This window comes from Psychrobacter frigidicola (assembly GCF_007997305.1).
GTDB lineage: Bacteria > Pseudomonadota > Gammaproteobacteria > Pseudomonadales > Moraxellaceae > Psychrobacter > Psychrobacter frigidicola.
This window is the reverse complement of sequence record NZ_VORZ01000001.1, coordinates 992,692-1,009,110: the sequence shown is the minus strand read 5'-3', so window position 1 is coordinate 1,009,110 and position 16,419 is coordinate 992,692. Positions and strand designations below refer to the sequence as shown.

Below are 16,419 nucleotides of genomic sequence, written 5' to 3'. Positions count from 1 at the left end.
ATAATCTGCTAATATGTGGCTTTTTATTTTATATTAATAACCACTAGGACCTATCCCTTGAACACGTTTCCTACCATATCCAGCATAGAAAACAATGACTTACGTCAGCAGTTACAGCAGATTATAGGTTTAAAAACTAAACCACTGGGGGCGCTTGGGCGCTTAGAATCGCTTGGATTGCAACTGGGGCTAATTCAAGGCACTACCACACCGCATATTGATCAGCCACAAATTCGGGTGTTTGCCGCTGACCACGGTTTGGCTCAGCACGGCACCTCGGCGTTTCCAAGTGCCGTCACTGCGCAAATGGTGCTTAACTTTTTGCATGGCGGCGCGGCTATTAATGTATTAGCGCGCCAGCATAATATCGAGTTGAAAGTAGTCGATGCTGGGGTTGCGACTGATTTTGATAGCAGCTATTTTAAAGGTAATCCGCAACTGCTCGATTATAAAGTCCGTCACGGCAGTCGTGACGCGCTAAACGAGCCCGCAATGACCGATGAGGAATGCACCCTTGCGCTTAACAACGGTATGAAAGTTGCTCAGGAACTGACGGGTAATCTACTTATTGTTGGTGAGATGGGTATTGGAAATACTTCTGCCGCTAGTCTGTTGCTGGCTAGATTGGGCGACTTGCCGATCGCAGAGTGTATCGGTCGCGGTACCGGTCTCGATGATGCTGGGTTACAGCATAAAGAGCAGGTTTTGACCCAAGTACTTGAGCGTCATAGTGCGGCAACCACGCCATTTGCAGCGCTGGCAGCCTTGGGCGGGCTAGAGATTGCTACAATGGTCGGCGCACTTATTCAAGCGGCCAGTGATAAGCTGATTCTGTTGATTGACGGCTTTATTGCTAGTATCGCGTTACTGGTCGCTGAACACTTGGCACCGGGAGTAAAGCAATATGCCATATTTGCGCATCATTCAGTCGAGCCAGGCCACACGCACTTACTTCAGTTATTAGATGCTGAGCCGTTATTAGATATGCAAATGCGTTTGGGTGAAGGTAGCGGGGCAGCATTGGCGTATCCATTATTGCAATCGGCTTGTGCCATTATTAATGAGATGGCCAGCTTTAATGACGCTGGCGTTAGTGAAAAAAGTAGCAGCGAGAACAATAACTGATGTCATTGCTATTAAGCCAAATAAAATATGAATGGCGATTGTTATTAGTCGCTACTCAGTTTTTAACCCGTATACCAGTTCCGCAGTTTACCCATTATGAACCGCAATGGCTCCACCAAAGCAGTCGGCATTTTCCTGCAGTGGGTTTGCTAGTTGGACTACTTTGCGCATTAGTATTTTGGCTGGCAAGCAGTCTCTTTAATCCTTTGGTTGCGGCAGTCATGAGTACGGTCTTTAGTATTAAGCTCACTGGTGCCTTTCACGAAGATGGTCTGGCAGATACTTGTGATGGATTGGGCGGCGGTCTGACCCGCGCGCGAACTTTAGAGATTATGAAGGACTCGCGCTTAGGCACTTATGGCGTTTTAGGTTTAGTCTCAGCGCTACTTATTAAGATCACTTTACTGGCTTCCATGCCATTATCGATCGCTTTGGTGGCGCTAATCATTGGACATTGTGCATCGCGCTTATTGTCCATCAGTCTCATCACTATGCTGCCGTATGGCGGTGAGATAGAGCATGCCAAGGCAAAGCCAATGGCGCAGCAGATGACACTACTGCAAGGACTCATTAGTAGTGGTTGGCTGCTAATGGGCATGGTTTTAATGCTTATTCTATTTCCTGCTACTATGCGCCAGATTGGTATCGGGCACTGGCTACTAGCCTTAGTATTGGCTTTAGTAGCTACCGATTATATGCGCCGTTTATTACGCAGACGCTTGGATGGCTATACTGGTGATGGTCTTGGTGCTACCCAGCAGCTCAGTGAAGTGGCTATTTATGCGGGACTGGCGGCAACGCTGCCGCCGCTAATGTGATTATGAGGATATTTAATGAGTGCCTCTGCCTTTAATCCCGATACTGATGCTATGAGCTTACCAAAAAGTGGTGTCAGCAAGTGGCACGATACTAAAGAGGTGTATGCCAAGCTTGATTACTTATTGAGTCAAAAAATTAAGCCCATCAAAGCCAAGAACATGAAGAAAGTCATCAACAAGTTAGAGACAACTTGCCCAAAATCGAAAGCTTTGTATCAACATGCCCAAACGGTTATTCCTAACGGTGTCCAGCATAACCTGGCTTTTAATTATCCGTTTGCCATAGCTATGGATAAAGCCAAAGGCGCTTATCTTCGCGATATCGATGGCAATCAATATATTGATTTTTTGCAGGCGGGCGGTACTACTTTACTAGGCTCAAACTATCAGCCAGTATTGGATAAGGTGCAGAATTTATTAGCCGAATGTGGTCCAGTCACAGGCTTACTGCATCAATATGAAGTCAAAATAGCTGAAGAAGTCATCAAGCATGTGCCTAGCGTTGAGATGTTCCGTATGCTCGGCAGTGGTACAGAATCGGTGATGGCTGCTATTCGCTTGGCGCGTAATATCACTGGCAAAAAACATATTATCAAAGTTGGTGGCGGCTATCATGGTTGGAGCGACCAGATGGTTTATGGTTTACGTATTCCCGGTACTGGCCGACGTGAAGCGCACGGCATTCCAAAAGATATTAGTAAATATACCCACGAAGTTTGTCCCAATGATTTAGCCAATCTACGCCTAATGCTCAATCTTAACAGTTTGCGTGGGGGTACCGCTGCGGTCATTGTTGAGCCTATCGGTCCTGAGTCTGGTACCCGTCCTGTTTACTTTGATTATAATCAGCAGGTGCGTACCTTATGCGATGAGTTCGATACGTTACTTATTTTTGATGAAGTGGTCTCAGGATTTAGATTTGGTTTAGGCGGCGCACAAGCTTATTTTAATGTTGACCCGGACATTACCGTCTTTGGTAAGTGCTTGACCGGCGGCTATCCTATGGCTGGCGGAATAGGCGGCCGTAAAGAAATTATGATGAGTCTGGCCGGTGGCATCGGTGGTAAAGGTGGCAAGAAAACCTTTGTCGGCGGTACACTATCAGCCAATCCATTGTCGACCGTAGCAGGCTATTACGCTATCAAAGAGATGGAGCGCACTAACGCTGCGGGTATAGCGGGCCGTGCAGGAGACCGGTTATGCGCTGGTTTAGAAGAGATTATCGAGCGTCGCGGCCTGCCTTATGTGGCTTATAATCAAGGTTCTATCGTTCATCTTGAAACTTCAGGAGTGCTATTATTAACGTTAGCCAAGCCCATAAAAGCATTACGTGAAAACGCTAAACGCAAGCATATGATGGAGCAGATGGGCGCAGCGTATACCGCACACGGTATTATCAGCTTAGCAGGTAGTTGCCTGTTGACCAGTATGGCAGATACCGATCCTATCATCGATGAGGCGCTAAATCGTTTTGATGAAGTATTCGCCTTAGTTTAAATGTTTTGGTGAAAGTAAGGTTTGATTGAAGACTAAATATTTAAAAGCTATAAGAAGTTAGCAATAATGATATCAAAAACGATAGCAGTAGCAATCAGGACTAGTACCCATGACTCTATATATTTGGCGACATCCAAAGCCGCTTGCCGCTGCCGGTATCTGTTTTGGACAGACCGATATGGCGGTCGATAAGCGTAAGCTTAAACGGCTTGCCAATCAAATTCAGCGTTATGTCCGCCTGCATCAATTGCCAAAAGCAATTTGGGTCAGCCCGCTACAGCGCTCTTTAAAAGTTGGGCAATTACTAGCACAGCAAGGCTTTGAATATCACGTTGCCACTGAGCTTATCGAGATTGATTTTGGCATTTGGGAAAATCGTTCTTGGGAGAAAATTCCCAAGAAAGAGATAGATGAGTGGTGTGATAATTTTGCCAGCTTTGCTCCTAATAATGGTGAGAGTTTGCAGCAGTTCTTTATTCGTATACAAGGCTGGTTAAGTGCACATGTCGATAATAAGCCAATATTAGCAGTGGGTCATGCAGGCTGGATTAATGCTGCTAAAATGATTGATGCCGAGCAAGCCGTCCCACAAGTCGCTGCCGATTGGCCGCGCTCGGTTGCTTATAATCAACTGACTATACTCAATCTCAATCTTCAATCAAAGCTAAGTCTGCTATCAGTTAAATGAGGGCACTCACCGCATCTGTTATTAAAAAAGGAACTTGATATGCGCTATGTTAGACAAGTTAGCCTAGCAGTATCTTTGATAGTGTCATCCACCATTTGTGCGACCCATGCCAATCCTACGTCAAACGTCAAGCCTATCCCTAAAGCTTTTATCGGAAAATGGGCAGGATTGCATTCAACTAAACAAAAGGTCAACAAGACAATACTAAAAGACTTATGCGACAATGGCGGTGAACAAGACACCTCGTTTTTTGTTGATTTTAATTCTGATGGACAGCGGCTGACGGGCATCTCTTACTGGGAGGACAGCTATGAGGAGTATCCGATATCTTATAGTAAATATACGCCTAACCACATCTCAGGTCAGTCGTTATCCGTCGCTTTTGAGATGGGCGAAGAGGATCTATTGTCTAATAAGCATGTTGGTAAATTTGATTACAAAATCACTAATGGTACGCTATATCTGCGTACAGACAACACTGTCATTGAGATGATGCGCTGCCGATAAGGCATAAATCGTTTCTATTTTTGCGCCAAAAATATAGGTAATCTGACACAATGACCGCAACGATTTTTGATACCCAAGATTATAACTATCCTGATAATTATAATGAGATTAGACCCAAGCTTAAGCGTTTGGAGCAAGCGATTAAAAATTTAGAAGCCAACTTGATTGAAGCAGACAGCAATGCCAATACTGAGATGCTTGGTCAACGACTTGCTGATGATTTAAATTTGACGGTCGACTATGCTAGTGAGCTCAATCCCAATCAGTTATTAGCCGCCACGACTGTTGATGGCAAAGTATTAGTGATTGCTGGTGCCGGTTCGGGTAAGACCAAAACCTTGACTTATCGCACCAGTTATTTGATAGAAAATGGCGTACCACCCAGCCAGATTCTGCTACTTACCTTTACTCGTAAAGCCGCTAATGAAATTAAAAACCGCGCTCAAACCTTGCTAGCAAGTTCTGCATCTGACAGTCATTCATTAAATAGTAGTTTACCGAATAGTAAGGTGCTTAACGATATCACTAGCGGTACTTTTCACTCGTTTTGTAATAGGCTACTGCGTCAGTATTCAGGGCTGCTTGGTATCAATCCACGCTTTACGATTTTGGATACGGGTGATGCTGAAGATGCTATTGACCTCGTTAATAAAGAAAAAAAGTATCCTACTCAAACTAATATTCAAGCCTTTCCGCGTAAAAAAACCCTCCAAAATATTATTTCGACTTCCAGAAATCGACGCATTCATATTCGTGATTTAATCGAAGCTAACTATCCTGATATTGCAGTACATATTCCTATTATTGAGCAATTGGCTGTTGATTTTCATGAGTATAAACGCGCCAATCATCTCTACGATTTTGACGATATTATTAGCCAAGTAGTACGGCATCTAAAAACCAATGATACCTTCCGCCAGCTGCTACAACAGACTTACCGCTATATTATGGTTGATGAATATCAAGATACCAACATTCCACAAAAGCAGTTGATTGACCTTATTTGTCAGCCTGATTCGGTATCGCTAATGGTAGTGGGCGATGACAATCAAAGTATTTATGCCTTTCGCGGGGCCAATTATGAAAATATTTTATTGTTTGGTGAGACCTATCCTGCTGCCAAACTGATTAAGCTTGAGCAAAACTATCGTAGTACGCCTGCGATATTGGACTACATCAATGCCTTGTCTGAGCAAATTACTTTGGGCTATCAAAAGCAATTATACTCCAAGATAAAAATAGCAGGCCAAAAGCCAGTATTTTGTCGTTTAAGTGATGAGCGTAAAGAAGCCAAATATATTGCCGATACTGTCATTGAGCTTAAGCCAGATTATGACTATAACGACTTTGCGGTACTGTGCCGTACTTCTTTTCAATCAAATTATATACAGCTAGAGTTTATGGAGCGTAATATTCCTTTCATCGTCGTTGGCGGCATCAAGTTTATTGAAAGGCGACATATCAAAGACGTATTAGCGTTCGTTAAAATACTTTATAACCCCAATGACACGATTTCTTGGCATCGTATCTTAACCTTGTTTAAAGGGGTTGGTGCAGTGACTGCTACTAAGCTGACCCAAGCGATTAATGCTGATAATAATTCCTTTGAGCCACTATTGGCAGCGCCATTTGCTAAAAAAAGTGAACAACTAAAACCTCTATATGCTGTTTTGACCAAAGCCAGCCAAGCAGAGTCTGTTGAACAGATTATTGATGATATTTTAGATTTCTATATTCCAATACTGAAGTTTATCGAAGACAATTGGCGTGAGCGCTCGGAGGACTTTCGGGTACTTAAGAATTTAGCGCAAGAATATAATAGCCTTGATAACTTTTTGGAGAATCTAGCGCTTGATCCGCCCAACGACTCTATTGCAGCTATGGGCAAAACTGAGAGTGGCAGTAACGATGACAATGATAAAGTCACTATCTCGACCATTCATAGCGCCAAAGGATTGGAGTGGCCAGTGGTGTTCGTCAATTCTTTGGTTGATGGTATGACGCCGCATCATCGCTCATTAAGTGATTTTGAAGAGTTAGAGGAGGAGCGTAAGTTGTTTTATGTGGCCTGTAGCCGCGCTAAGACTAGACTGTACCTAACCGCACCTGATTATTTTGCCAGTTATTCAGGTTACTTCGATAAGCCATCCAGATTTATTGCTGAGCTGTCGGCGGATAAGGTGTCGGTTGAAACTGTTAAAAAATATACGTTTGAGAGTGATGAGCCGGCTTGGTGGTGATGGGTACTGATGTTCTAATCTTTAATGCAACAACTCTTAATATAATAATCTTTAAAAATTGGAATTTAACAATTAATAAACCAAACCTCAATGCCCAACCGTCTGCGAAAATACATTAATCACAAACACCCCACTGATAATCAAAGCAATACCCACTATAGCTGGCGTATCAATACTTTGTTTAAAGACTACCGTACTAATAATGGCGGTTAATACAATACCGATACCGCCCCAAATGGCGTAGGCAATGCCTAAAGGTATTGTTTTGAGCGTTTGCGAGAGAAAATAGAACGAGCCAATATATAGCACCGTCATCATCAGCGTCGGTATGAGTCGCGTAAACTGCTCAGACTTCATGAGTAATGCTGTGCCAAGTACTTCGCAAATAATGGCTAACATCAAAAAGGCATAGCCAATAAAAATGGGGTTCATAAGTAAAGGGTCCAATTGCAAGGTACGATGATAAAGTGAGGGTGACAGATAAGCTGACTATTATAGAGATATGGTAATAGCAACGACCAGTAAAACCTAAGTATTTTGAAAAAATGTGTGATGAAGAGGTTGTTAATAAATTCACTTTTCAAGTTTGCTATTGAAATAAACAGTACTGTTTTTCTTAATGTTACCGCCCTAATACACAGCAAATCCTTTATGAGGAATATAATCGCGTCTCATTCAAAGTTTAGATATAAGGAAACCTTATGAGCCGCACGTTATGGATGGTTGTGGGCGTTATCAGTATTCTTGGGGGTGTTTTTGCGCTGCTTAACCCGCTGGGAGCCACATTAGCCGCCGAACAGCTGGCAGGTTGGTTGTTTTTATTGGTAGGTATTCTACAGTTTTTTGCAGTGTTTCGAGCACATAATACAGGTGCTAAAGTCTTGGCTGCCGTGGGCGGTGTAATAGGTGTTCTCCTCGGAATTGAGCTATTAAGAGAGCCCCTTCAAGGCATCTTAACGCTAACCATGGTCATTGCTATCTTATTTATGGCGACTGGTCTTGTAAGAACCGTGGTCGCTTTTGGTTTACGTGGTACAGCGGCTTTTGCTCCGGTGCTATTTTCTGGTGTCATCTCTATCATACTAGCAATAATGATTTTCTCAGGCTATCCACAGTCATCGACCTTTATACTTGGGGTGCTACTCGCAGTTGAACTGATCTCTAACGGTATCTCATTAGTTATGTTCTCTCGTAGCCAACCCGCTCAGTTAGTATGATGTAGTTAGCAATATATATCGAAGCTGTCCAATCTAGAAGCTGGGTTATATAACTGTCGTATAAATGATATCCCATAAGTAAATTCTCACTAAAACGACTAAAGTGCCATCGGTGAATACGTTGGCACTTTAGTCGTTTTGGTAGCTTATAAATTATTCTTAAAGGTCTGCGCTTCCTACTGATAACCAAAAGTATCTCTTAACAAAAGAATCTGTTAGATAGAGGTTTTATATTTATCTTAATAGCGTTACCATAACCTATTAAAATATCTAAGTTCCTATGTCTCTCTCACAGAAAGGATATGTTATGCGCTACGACGTTATTGTTATTGGTGCGGGTATGGTCGGCACATCGACTGCTTGGCATTTACAAAAGAACCACTCCAAAGTTCTGTTGTTAGACAGAAAGCTGCCGGGACTTGAGACCTCGTATGGCAATGCAGGTTTGATTCAGCGTGAAGCGATTCATACGCATCCCTTTCCTCGGCAGCTGACAGAATTGGTCAGAGTTATGCCCAATCGTGGGACTGATATTCGCTATCGCATTCCGGCTATCCTGCGTTATCATCAGGCGCTCCTCCAGTATTGGAAGTATTCTACGCCAGCATCTGTTAAGAAAATAGAAGGTGAGTGGCAGACGCTGATTGAGCATTGTACCAGTGAGCATCAGACGATGATTACTGCATCCGGCGCTGATGAATTGATTCGACGTGATGGCTGGCTCCAACTACATCGCTCTGAAGAGACGCTGAAAGCCGCTATGGCAGCCGCTATCAGTGACCGTGATCAAGGCGTTGAACATAACGTGTTGACTATTGAAGCGTTGAAAGCGATGGAGCCTAATGCTAATTTTGATGGTTTTGTCGGTGCGATTCACTGGCTAAACTCATGGCAAGTCTCTAATCCAAGCTCCCTTGTAAAAGCGTACGCCAAGAATTTTCAAGAGATGGGTGGTGAGATAAAGGAAAGTGACGTTAAAGAAATAACACCTGATGACAGTGGTGAGGGCAAGGGCTGGAAAGTAGTCACTGATAGTGAAACTTATTATAGTGATGATTTGGTTATAGCTGCTGGGCCTTGGTCTAATGAATTGATTAAACCGTTAGGATATAACTTGCCTCTGTTTCCGATGCGTGGCTATCATCAGCACTTTAAAATCACGGGTAAAAACACCATCAAGCACAGCATGTTTGATATGGATAAAGGCTTTGTTATGGGACCTATGCAGCAAGGTATTCGCATTACTACCGGTGCTGAGATGACCACCATGGATGCGCCAAAGAACTTCGGTCAGCTAAAAACCGTATTAAAATTGGCTAAAAAGATCTTACCATTAGAGGACGCCGTAGAGTCTGAGGCGTGGGCAGGCTCACGTCCATGTATGCCAGATATGAAGCCTGTGATTGGGCCTGCTGGCAAGCATGATCATTTATGGTTTGCCTTTGGTCACAGTCATCAAGGCTTTACCTTGGGGCCGATTACCGGACGTTTGGTTGAAGAATTGATTCACGATAAACCATTAACCGTTGATGTTGCTCCGTTTAATGCCCAGCGTTTTTCTAAATCATAAGTTACAAATATAAGTATGTTAAAATATCGCCTCAAAAACTTAAATTAGTACTATTGGTTAAAAATAGTCATTAAATATGCAAGGATGAACATCATGAAAAAGCTACATAGTAATGAACGGGCGAGCAAAATCGTCATTCATAATCAGACCATTTATCTAAGTGGTCAAGTCGGTAATGCGGAAGATGATATCCAAGCGCAGACTTTGACTTGTCTGGAAAAAGTTGAAGCTTTGCTAACAGAAGTCGGTAGCGATAAATCAAAAATGCTATCCGCTACCGTTTGGATTAGCAGTATGGCAAACTTCGATGCGATGAATGAAGTATGGAACAAGTGGTTTGAAGGCGTACAACCACCCGCTCGTGCTTGCGGCGAATCCGCTTTGGCGCGTCCTGAGTTGTTGGTCGAAATCACGGTCATTGCTGCTGAGTAGCGAGTCAGTTTTAAAAATCATAAAGCGAATATGAAAACTGAAAGGACTCGATATTTATTATTGGGTCCTTTTTTATCAGTAGATAGTATAGTCAGGTTAGAGAGTATCATTTGGTTATAATGAATAATGACAGATAATATGTATTAAAAAAACGCGTCTTTGTGGACATGTTTTGGTAAATAGCATAATGTACTTTAGTAGAGCTTACTTTTTTTAAGGATTATATTTAGCTTTTTGAGTTATCTGTATAGATAGCTTTAATCATTCAGGCTTGAAGCTACCACTTAGCTGGTTATTACCTACCTGCTATATTTTGAGGTATTACTATGAAAACTCCGCATGATTTAGTTGCTGCTGCAAAAGCACAAATTAACGAAGTATCAGTGACGCAGGCGGAAGCTGCTTGCCATAAAGTGGACGTTATTATCGATGTACGAGAGCCTGCTGAATATGCTGCGGGTCATCTTGAAGGAGCGGTATTAGTACCTCGCGGCATGCTGGAATTCACAGTGGCTGACCTGCCGGCTGTTAATGGTGCTGATACTTCAATCTTATTATATTGTAAAACCAGTGGACGAGGGGCGTTGGCTGCTCAGTCTTTAGCAGCACTTGGGTATAATAATGTGGTTTCTATTAGTGGTGGTTATGAGGCTTGGGTTGAGGCAGGTAAGCCAACAGTGATGCCAAATGATAAGGTTGATTTTGGTTAAACTCTCATTTTAACTATCAAAGTGCGCTTCTATTTTTAAAGTATTAGCAGTCTTTGTGACGACAATCATATCAACTGACTTTACTATGCTGATAAAACGAGAGTAAAACATTTAAAGGTTGCTCTTAACTACTTTACTTATTTAAGACAACCTTATTTTAAGTCATAGCCTGCTTATTGTAAATCTAGTAAATAAATAGCCCCGTCACTTATTCAGTAGCGGGGCTATTTTGTTTCTTTGTTTACTTTAATGGCCTATTTTATCTCGACATCAATTATCGAGAGGGCCTTAAAATCGATTACAGGGTTTTTTTACTAAAGTACCAATCGGTATATCCATAGCCTTCGTTAACACGGCTTTCAGCTTCTTTAGCGGTACGTGGTGGCGGTACGATGACCAGTTCGCCTACTTTCCAGTTCTCTGGGGTAGCGACTTTGTTTTCATCGCTAGTTTGTAGGGCATCAAGTAGACGTAAGAATTCATCGACAGAGCGACCATTACTTATTGGATAATAGACCATCGCTCGTAAAACATCTTCTGAATCAATAATAAATGTGGCTCGCACTGCTGAAGTGTCACTGGCTCCAGGCTGAATCATGCCATAAGCCTTGGCAACCTGCATAGATAAATCAGCAATGATAGGGAAGGTGGTTTCTACACCAAAGTTTTCTTTGATGTTGCGCATCCAAGCAATGTGGGAATGCACACTATCAATGGATAATCCCAGTAACTCACAGTTCTTGGCACGGAAATCTTCAGCTTTATTGGCGAATGCTATGAATTCAGTAGTACACACTGGGGTAAAATCTGCAGGGTGAGAAAATAATACCAACCATTTACCTTTGTAATCATCCAATGATTTCATACCATCGGTGGTTAGCGCGTTAAAGTCTGGTGCTGGCTGGTTAAGTTGAGGAAACTGAATGGCGTTGGTTATTGGCTCATCTTGGCAGGACTGGTTGTCGCGTGCGCGTTGACGGTTTCTCATTTGCTAATCCTTAATAAGGGGTTAAATAGCTACAACAGGTTCAATATAACATGTTATTATACTAAAAAACATAATATAATTAATTATGATACTATGTTTTATAAAATATATTTTTAAATTATTATTTTTTTATACAAACATACCTTCAGTGCTAGATTTAAAAACGGGGTAATCAAAAAAACCCTTTAGCGGCTGTTCGCCATATAGACCAACTCTATAGCCGATACTTTGCACCAAATGGAGAAAGATTATGAAACGAATTCTTATCACTGCCCTTGCTGCGGCTGCCACTTTCCTTGCCGCAGGTTCTGCTAGTGCCCAGGAAACTCAGCATATAAAAAGAGCCGCATCGCCTTTATTGGTAATTGTTACCTCAGACGATGCGCAAGTGCAGCTAATGTCAATGGTGCTCACTATGCAGTCGGCCCAGCAAGGGGCGGCAACTCGCGTTTTACTCTGCGGTGCAGCTGGTGATATGGCATTACGTGATGCGCCCAAAAGCGTAACGACGGGTCAACCCCCTATGAATATGAGCGCCCAAGGTCTCATGAAGAACGTTATAGAAAATACCAACACAGAAGTTGAAGTCTGTGCAATTTACTTGCCTGGTAAAGGCCTTGATCAATCAGCACTGATTGATGGTGTTACAGCAGCTGACCCAGCTGTTATTGCTAAAATGATGGTTGATCCAAGAACTAAAATAGCTAGCTTTTAGTAATAGGTTATGACAGATGATTGTAATAAAAAGGACACGATAAGTAATATCGTGTCCTTTTTATGTGGTGCTTTAGATATTAATAAAGTTATATAATCTGAGCGGCTGCTACTTTAACTGCGATCCTAAATGCATAGCAGCGGCAATATTGAACGCAGTCGTTTCAATATTGTCGTAGGCCTCCTTTAACACATTATCGATAGAATCTACCTTTTGAATACTGGGCACGACCACATCAAATTGAGTTGTTTGGTCAGGCTTTAGACCATCAACACTACCGCAAATGGCGACAACAGGCGTCTGACTGGCTTTAGCAAGTTGACTGATACCACCCGCAACCTTACCCATTAGCGTTTGCGCATCAAGTTTACCTTCCCCCGTTATCACTAGATCAGCATTGGCAATATGCTGTACTAGACTAACTGCGTCGGCAACCGTATCAAAGCCTGACTGCAACGTTGAATTGCAAAAAGTCATTAATGCAAACCCAAGACCACCTGCTGCGCCTGCCCCCGATATATCTTGGTGGTTCTCATAACCATGCCGTTGGCATACCGTTGCAAAGAGGCTCAATGACTTATCTAGCTGCTTAACTTGTTCAGGACTCGCGCCCTTTTGCGGGCCGAAAATAGCGCTGGCTCCCAATGATCCGCATAACGGATTGGTCACATCGCAGGCGACTTCGAAAGTAACATTTACAATACTTAGCTTGAAATTTGAGCCGTCTATCTGTTGCAGCTTATCAAGTTGACTACCGCCTTGTGCTAAAGGCTCTCCGTGTTGGTCATAAAAGGCTACTCCCAAAGCCATGAGCATGCCAAAACCGGCATCATTGGTCGCACTACCGCCAAGACCTATAATAATGCGTTTTGCCCCTTCGTTTACAGCGTCTTTGATAAGCTCGCCAACGCCGTAACTACTGGTAATGCTAGGATTGCGTTCTGCTACGGTCAGTAAATGTAGACCGCAGGCCTCAGCAACTTCAATCACCGCAGTAGCATCTGGTAGCAGCAAGTATTTTGCAGTAATAGGTCGCATGAGTGGGTCGTGTACCGCCACCTTTTTCCAGTGTCCGCCAAGCACATAAGACAAAACAGCAGACGTACCCTCACCCCCATCTGCCATAGGCAATAACGTATAGTCAGCGTTTGGGAATACCTGACTAAAGCCAGACTTTATAGCATGGCAAACCTCAATAGCCTCTAGGCTTTCTTTAAACGAGTCTGGAGCGATTAAAATATTCATTAGGCAGTCTTCATATATTTAATAGCATATACTTAATAGAAAGTAACCAACTGAGAGCATGCATTAAAAAGTTATTTAGAAGGTAAAATTGTTCTTAGATAGAAAATCAGGCTTTTAAAACTTCAGCCATTGCATTGGCAACGTAATCAACATTACTGTCATTTAAGCCTGCCACACACATGCGTGAGTTGGATACCATATAAACACCAAACTCACTTTGCAGTTGCTCGACTTGCTGAGGCGTCAATCCTGTAAAGCTAAACATACCGTTTTGACGAGTAATATAGTCAAAATTAAGCTTAGGAAGCTTGGTCTCTAACACAGATTTGAGCGTTAAGCGCATAGTTTTGATACGATCTCGCATCCCATAAACTTCGCTGACCCATTGCTGGTTTAATAGTTCATCATTCATGACGATATCAACCACATGGCCGCCATGTGATGGGGGGCTGGTATAGATACGACGTACGGTAAAGTTCAGCTGTCCAAAGACGCGCTCGGCTTCGTCTGCGCTCGGGCAAACCACGGATAGACCACCGACACGTTCGCCGTATAAAGATAGGTTCTTTGAAAATGAGTTGCTAACGAACAAGGGTAAATTCATATCAACAGCTTTACGAATCGCATAAGCGTCGCTGTCCATATCTTGACCAAAACCTTGATAGGCAATGTCCATAAAGGGAATAAGTTCACGTTGTTTAATAACGTCTAGCACGGTATCCCATTGCGCTTGGGTCAGATCCATGCCGGTTGGGTTGTGACAGCAAGGGTGTAGCAATACCACGTCATATTTATTTAGCTTTTCAAAGAAGTCAATCATTTCATCAAACTTGAGACTACTGGTGGCATTGTCGTAGTAAGGATAGCTGCCCACTTCGATATCACACCCTGCAAAGATGGCGATATGGTTGCTCCATGTGGGGTCGCTCACATAGCACTTGGACTGTGGAAACCATTCATGAATAAACTCAGCGCCTACTTTCAACGCGCCCGAGCCGCCAATGGTAGCGATGGTAGCAATGCAATTTTCTTGTAAGGCTTGAGCTTCTTTACCAAATAATAAATCCTGACAGGCCTTACGATGTCCGGGCAGTCCTGCCATTGGCAGATAAGGTCGAGGCGCAATAGGGTCTGCAATACGCTGTTCAGCAACCTTTACACAGTCAAGTACCGGCATTTCTCCTACTTCATCATAATAAATACCGATGCCTAAGTTTACTTTATTAGGATTAGGATCAGCAAAAAACTTGTCCATCAGCCCTAAGATAGGATCGCCCGCGTAATAGTCGATACGTTTGAACATATTATTTTTCCTATTATTTTATTTCTATAAAAAATCAATCAAACTGTTTAAAAGCATAAAACAGATTGACTGTTAACTCAACGTTATATTCAACATATCTAAGGACATATCGAAACTGCTTAGATTATTAAGACCAATGATTAAAGCGTGTTCTAATAGCAGCATTAGCTGGCGCTATGATTATCTGGTTATTTACATGATTAATGGAAAGTTTTTATTGAGCGTTTTTATTGAGTGTTAAAGAGTAAATCTTTATAGAATCATAAGCTAATGAGTATCAATGTTGCTGTGGTCGTGGCAATCTAGTATGTAGCGGATGAGCTTTTAATCGGTACTGATATAGAGTTTACAACAGACCATGTTTTACAGGCTCATTAACATATCTATATTCTTAGGAATTAATAAATTAAGGATGAACCATGACCACACAACAGCATATTTTAGCTTGTATCGATGGCTCAGCAGTTACCCAATCTGTTTGCAGTTATGCAGCGTGGTATGCCAGCCAATTAGATTTGCCGGTTGGATTGTTAAATGTCATCGATGTTCCTGCGTCGATAAGGCGTGACTTATCAGGGGCGATAGGGATGGACAGTCGCCAGAATCTATTAGAGGAGCTATCACAATTAGATGAGCAAAGAGCTAAAGTTGCGAATAGTTATAGTAATGCATTGGTACAAGATGCAAAAAGCCATATCGATAGTAACTTTGATGTGGTAGTTGACGTTTATCAACGCCGCGGCAAACTGTTACCTGCTATTGAATTCTTTGCCTTAGAGAATCGGGCTATTGTTATGGGTCGGCGTGGAGAAGACCATAAACACAGCCGCATTAATATCGGTAGCCAAATCGAAACGGTTGCACGTGCATCCAGCATTCCTATTCTGATTTGCTCAGAGCCTTTTGAAACACCCAGCTCGTATATGATCGCCTTTGATGCCAGTAAAACCTCGATCAAAGCCACGAAGTTAGTGGCTAGAAGTAAGCTATTAAAAGGTCTGCAAGGATACATTGTGATGATAGGCAGTCATGACAGTGCCTCCAAGAATAGCTTAGCAGCAGCTGTTGCAGAGTTAATGGCCGCAGGCTTTATGGTCGAGGCGCATCATTTACCTGAGGCCGATGCCGTTAATGGTTTATTAACTTTCCAAACAGAAAATGCTGTCGATCTTATGGTAATAGGCGCTTACGGACGCTCCAAATGGCAACAGTTATTTTTGGGTAGTACGACGACAGAAATTATTGCCAGTACGCTATCACCGGTTATTCTATTGCGTTAGGACCTAATCTATATTTTTAATTCTATGGCTCTTAACTCAAAAAAACTATCCATGAGCATAACTTCTTAACGAGAATATTATTTA

Annotated in this window: 16 protein-coding genes; 12 read left to right on the top strand and 4 right to left on the bottom strand. The window is 42.5% G+C overall.

Features of this window, described 5'->3' with window-relative positions; all coding sequences use genetic code 11:
• Positions 1-57: 57 nt before the first annotated feature.
• From cobT to ES754_RS04120, 6 genes are all read left to right on the top strand, one after another.
• Complete coding sequence (gene cobT / locus ES754_RS04145) at positions 58-1,125, top strand: nicotinate-nucleotide--dimethylbenzimidazole phosphoribosyltransferase (protein WP_147222307.1); 1,068 nt, start codon at positions 58-60, stop codon at positions 1,123-1,125.
• On the top strand, positions 1,125-1,943 hold the full coding sequence (gene cobS, locus ES754_RS04140; protein ID WP_147222305.1) for an adenosylcobinamide-GDP ribazoletransferase: 819 nt from the start codon (positions 1,125-1,127) through the stop codon (positions 1,941-1,943). Before cobT ends, cobS begins: the two co-directional genes overlap by 1 nt.
• A gap of 15 nt (positions 1,944-1,958) precedes the next feature.
• Positions 1,959-3,440, top strand: coding sequence for an aspartate aminotransferase family protein (locus ES754_RS04135; RefSeq protein WP_227677699.1), 1,482 nt, complete (start codon positions 1,959-1,961; stop codon positions 3,438-3,440).
• Between the two features lie 109 nt (positions 3,441-3,549).
• A complete protein-coding gene (locus tag ES754_RS04130) occupies positions 3,550-4,128 on the top strand; it encodes a histidine phosphatase family protein (protein ID WP_147222303.1) in 579 nt (192 codons plus the stop codon).
• A 39-nt stretch (positions 4,129-4,167) separates the two neighbouring features.
• Positions 4,168-4,635, top strand: coding sequence for a hypothetical protein (locus ES754_RS04125; protein WP_147222302.1), 468 nt, complete (start codon positions 4,168-4,170; stop codon positions 4,633-4,635).
• Between the two features lie 50 nt (positions 4,636-4,685).
• Complete coding sequence (locus ES754_RS04120; protein ID WP_147222300.1) at positions 4,686-6,875, top strand: ATP-dependent helicase; 2,190 nt, start codon at positions 4,686-4,688, stop codon at positions 6,873-6,875.
• Positions 6,876-6,962: 87 nt separating this feature from the next.
• Here ES754_RS04120 and ES754_RS04115 read toward each other — a convergent pair whose 3' ends face one another.
• Positions 6,963-7,307, bottom strand: coding sequence for a DMT family transporter (locus tag ES754_RS04115; RefSeq protein ID WP_147222298.1), 345 nt, complete (start codon positions 7,305-7,307; stop codon positions 6,963-6,965).
• Positions 7,308-7,576: 269 nt separating this feature from the next.
• Between ES754_RS04115 and ES754_RS04110 the strand changes: the two genes are divergently transcribed.
• The 4 genes from ES754_RS04110 (at position 7,577) to ES754_RS04095 (ending at position 10,804) form a co-directional block, all read left to right on the top strand.
• The gene (locus ES754_RS04110; protein ID WP_147222296.1) at positions 7,577-8,092 is read left to right on the top strand and encodes an HdeD family acid-resistance protein; all 516 of its coding nucleotides are present in this window, start codon (positions 7,577-7,579) and stop codon (positions 8,090-8,092) included.
• Between the two features lie 307 nt (positions 8,093-8,399).
• Positions 8,400-9,662 carry an NAD(P)/FAD-dependent oxidoreductase gene (locus tag ES754_RS04105; protein ID WP_147222294.1) on the top strand — a complete coding sequence of 421 codons (1,263 nt, stop codon included), beginning with the start codon at positions 8,400-8,402 and terminating at the stop codon, positions 9,660-9,662.
• 93 nt (positions 9,663-9,755) lie between these two features.
• The gene (locus ES754_RS04100; protein WP_147222292.1) at positions 9,756-10,094 is read left to right on the top strand and encodes a RidA family protein; all 339 of its coding nucleotides are present in this window, start codon (positions 9,756-9,758) and stop codon (positions 10,092-10,094) included.
• 326 nt (positions 10,095-10,420) lie between these two features.
• Positions 10,421-10,804, top strand: coding sequence for a rhodanese-like domain-containing protein (locus ES754_RS04095; RefSeq protein ID WP_147222290.1), 384 nt, complete (start codon positions 10,421-10,423; stop codon positions 10,802-10,804).
• 298 nt (positions 10,805-11,102) lie between these two features.
• Here the strand turns inward: ES754_RS04095 and ES754_RS04090 are convergent, their stop codons facing one another.
• Positions 11,103-11,792 carry a peroxiredoxin gene (locus tag ES754_RS04090; protein ID WP_147222288.1) on the bottom strand — a complete coding sequence of 230 codons (690 nt, stop codon included), beginning with the start codon at positions 11,790-11,792 and terminating at the stop codon, positions 11,103-11,105.
• A 250-nt stretch (positions 11,793-12,042) separates the two neighbouring features.
• Between ES754_RS04090 and ES754_RS04085 the strand changes: the two genes are divergently transcribed.
• Complete coding sequence (locus ES754_RS04085; RefSeq protein ID WP_147222286.1) at positions 12,043-12,507, top strand: DsrE family protein; 465 nt, start codon at positions 12,043-12,045, stop codon at positions 12,505-12,507.
• Between the two features lie 108 nt (positions 12,508-12,615).
• Here ES754_RS04085 and ES754_RS04080 read toward each other — a convergent pair whose 3' ends face one another.
• Together ES754_RS04080 and ES754_RS04075 are read right to left on the bottom strand one after the other, a co-directional pair.
• Positions 12,616-13,752, bottom strand: coding sequence for a glycerate kinase (locus ES754_RS04080; RefSeq protein WP_147222284.1), 1,137 nt, complete (start codon positions 13,750-13,752; stop codon positions 12,616-12,618).
• Positions 13,753-13,858: 106 nt separating this feature from the next.
• Positions 13,859-15,055, bottom strand: a complete 1,197-nt coding sequence (locus tag ES754_RS04075) for an amino acid aminotransferase (RefSeq protein ID WP_147222282.1) — start codon at positions 15,053-15,055, stop codon at positions 13,859-13,861.
• Between the two features lie 419 nt (positions 15,056-15,474).
• On the opposite strand from ES754_RS04075, the gene ES754_RS04070 reads away from it, so the two are divergent.
• Positions 15,475-16,335 carry a universal stress protein gene (locus ES754_RS04070; RefSeq protein WP_147222280.1) on the top strand — a complete coding sequence of 287 codons (861 nt, stop codon included), beginning with the start codon at positions 15,475-15,477 and terminating at the stop codon, positions 16,333-16,335.
• Positions 16,336-16,419: the final 84 nt, after the last annotated feature.

Bases quoted from the DNA above. Each gene is read 5' to 3' on its own strand.
- ES754_RS04130 (WP_147222303.1), top strand. From the start codon at position 3,550: ATGACTCTATATATTTGGCGACATCCAAAGCCGCTTGCCGCTGCCGGT.
- ES754_RS04125 (WP_147222302.1), top strand. From the start codon at position 4,168: ATGCGCTATGTTAGACAAGTTAGCCTAGCAGTATCTTTGATAGTGTCA.
- ES754_RS04075 (WP_147222282.1), bottom strand. From the start codon at position 15,055: ATGTTCAAACGTATCGACTATTACGCGGGCGATCCTATCTTAGGGCTG.
- ES754_RS04095 (WP_147222290.1), top strand. From the start codon at position 10,421: ATGAAAACTCCGCATGATTTAGTTGCTGCTGCAAAAGCACAAATTAAC.
- ES754_RS04110 (WP_147222296.1), top strand. From the start codon at position 7,577: ATGAGCCGCACGTTATGGATGGTTGTGGGCGTTATCAGTATTCTTGGG.
- ES754_RS04085 (WP_147222286.1), top strand. From the start codon at position 12,043: ATGAAACGAATTCTTATCACTGCCCTTGCTGCGGCTGCCACTTTCCTT.
- ES754_RS04120 (WP_147222300.1), top strand. From the start codon at position 4,686: ATGACCGCAACGATTTTTGATACCCAAGATTATAACTATCCTGATAAT.
- ES754_RS04080 (WP_147222284.1), bottom strand. From the start codon at position 13,752: ATGAATATTTTAATCGCTCCAGACTCGTTTAAAGAAAGCCTAGAGGCT.
- ES754_RS04115 (WP_147222298.1), bottom strand. From the start codon at position 7,307: ATGAACCCCATTTTTATTGGCTATGCCTTTTTGATGTTAGCCATTATT.
- ES754_RS04090 (WP_147222288.1), bottom strand. From the start codon at position 11,792: ATGAGAAACCGTCAACGCGCACGCGACAACCAGTCCTGCCAAGATGAG.
- cobS (WP_147222305.1), top strand. From the start codon at position 1,125: ATGTCATTGCTATTAAGCCAAATAAAATATGAATGGCGATTGTTATTA.
- ES754_RS04105 (WP_147222294.1), top strand. From the start codon at position 8,400: ATGCGCTACGACGTTATTGTTATTGGTGCGGGTATGGTCGGCACATCG.
- ES754_RS04070 (WP_147222280.1), top strand. From the start codon at position 15,475: ATGACCACACAACAGCATATTTTAGCTTGTATCGATGGCTCAGCAGTT.
- ES754_RS04100 (WP_147222292.1), top strand. From the start codon at position 9,756: ATGAAAAAGCTACATAGTAATGAACGGGCGAGCAAAATCGTCATTCAT.
- ES754_RS04135 (WP_227677699.1), top strand. From the start codon at position 1,959: ATGAGTGCCTCTGCCTTTAATCCCGATACTGATGCTATGAGCTTACCA.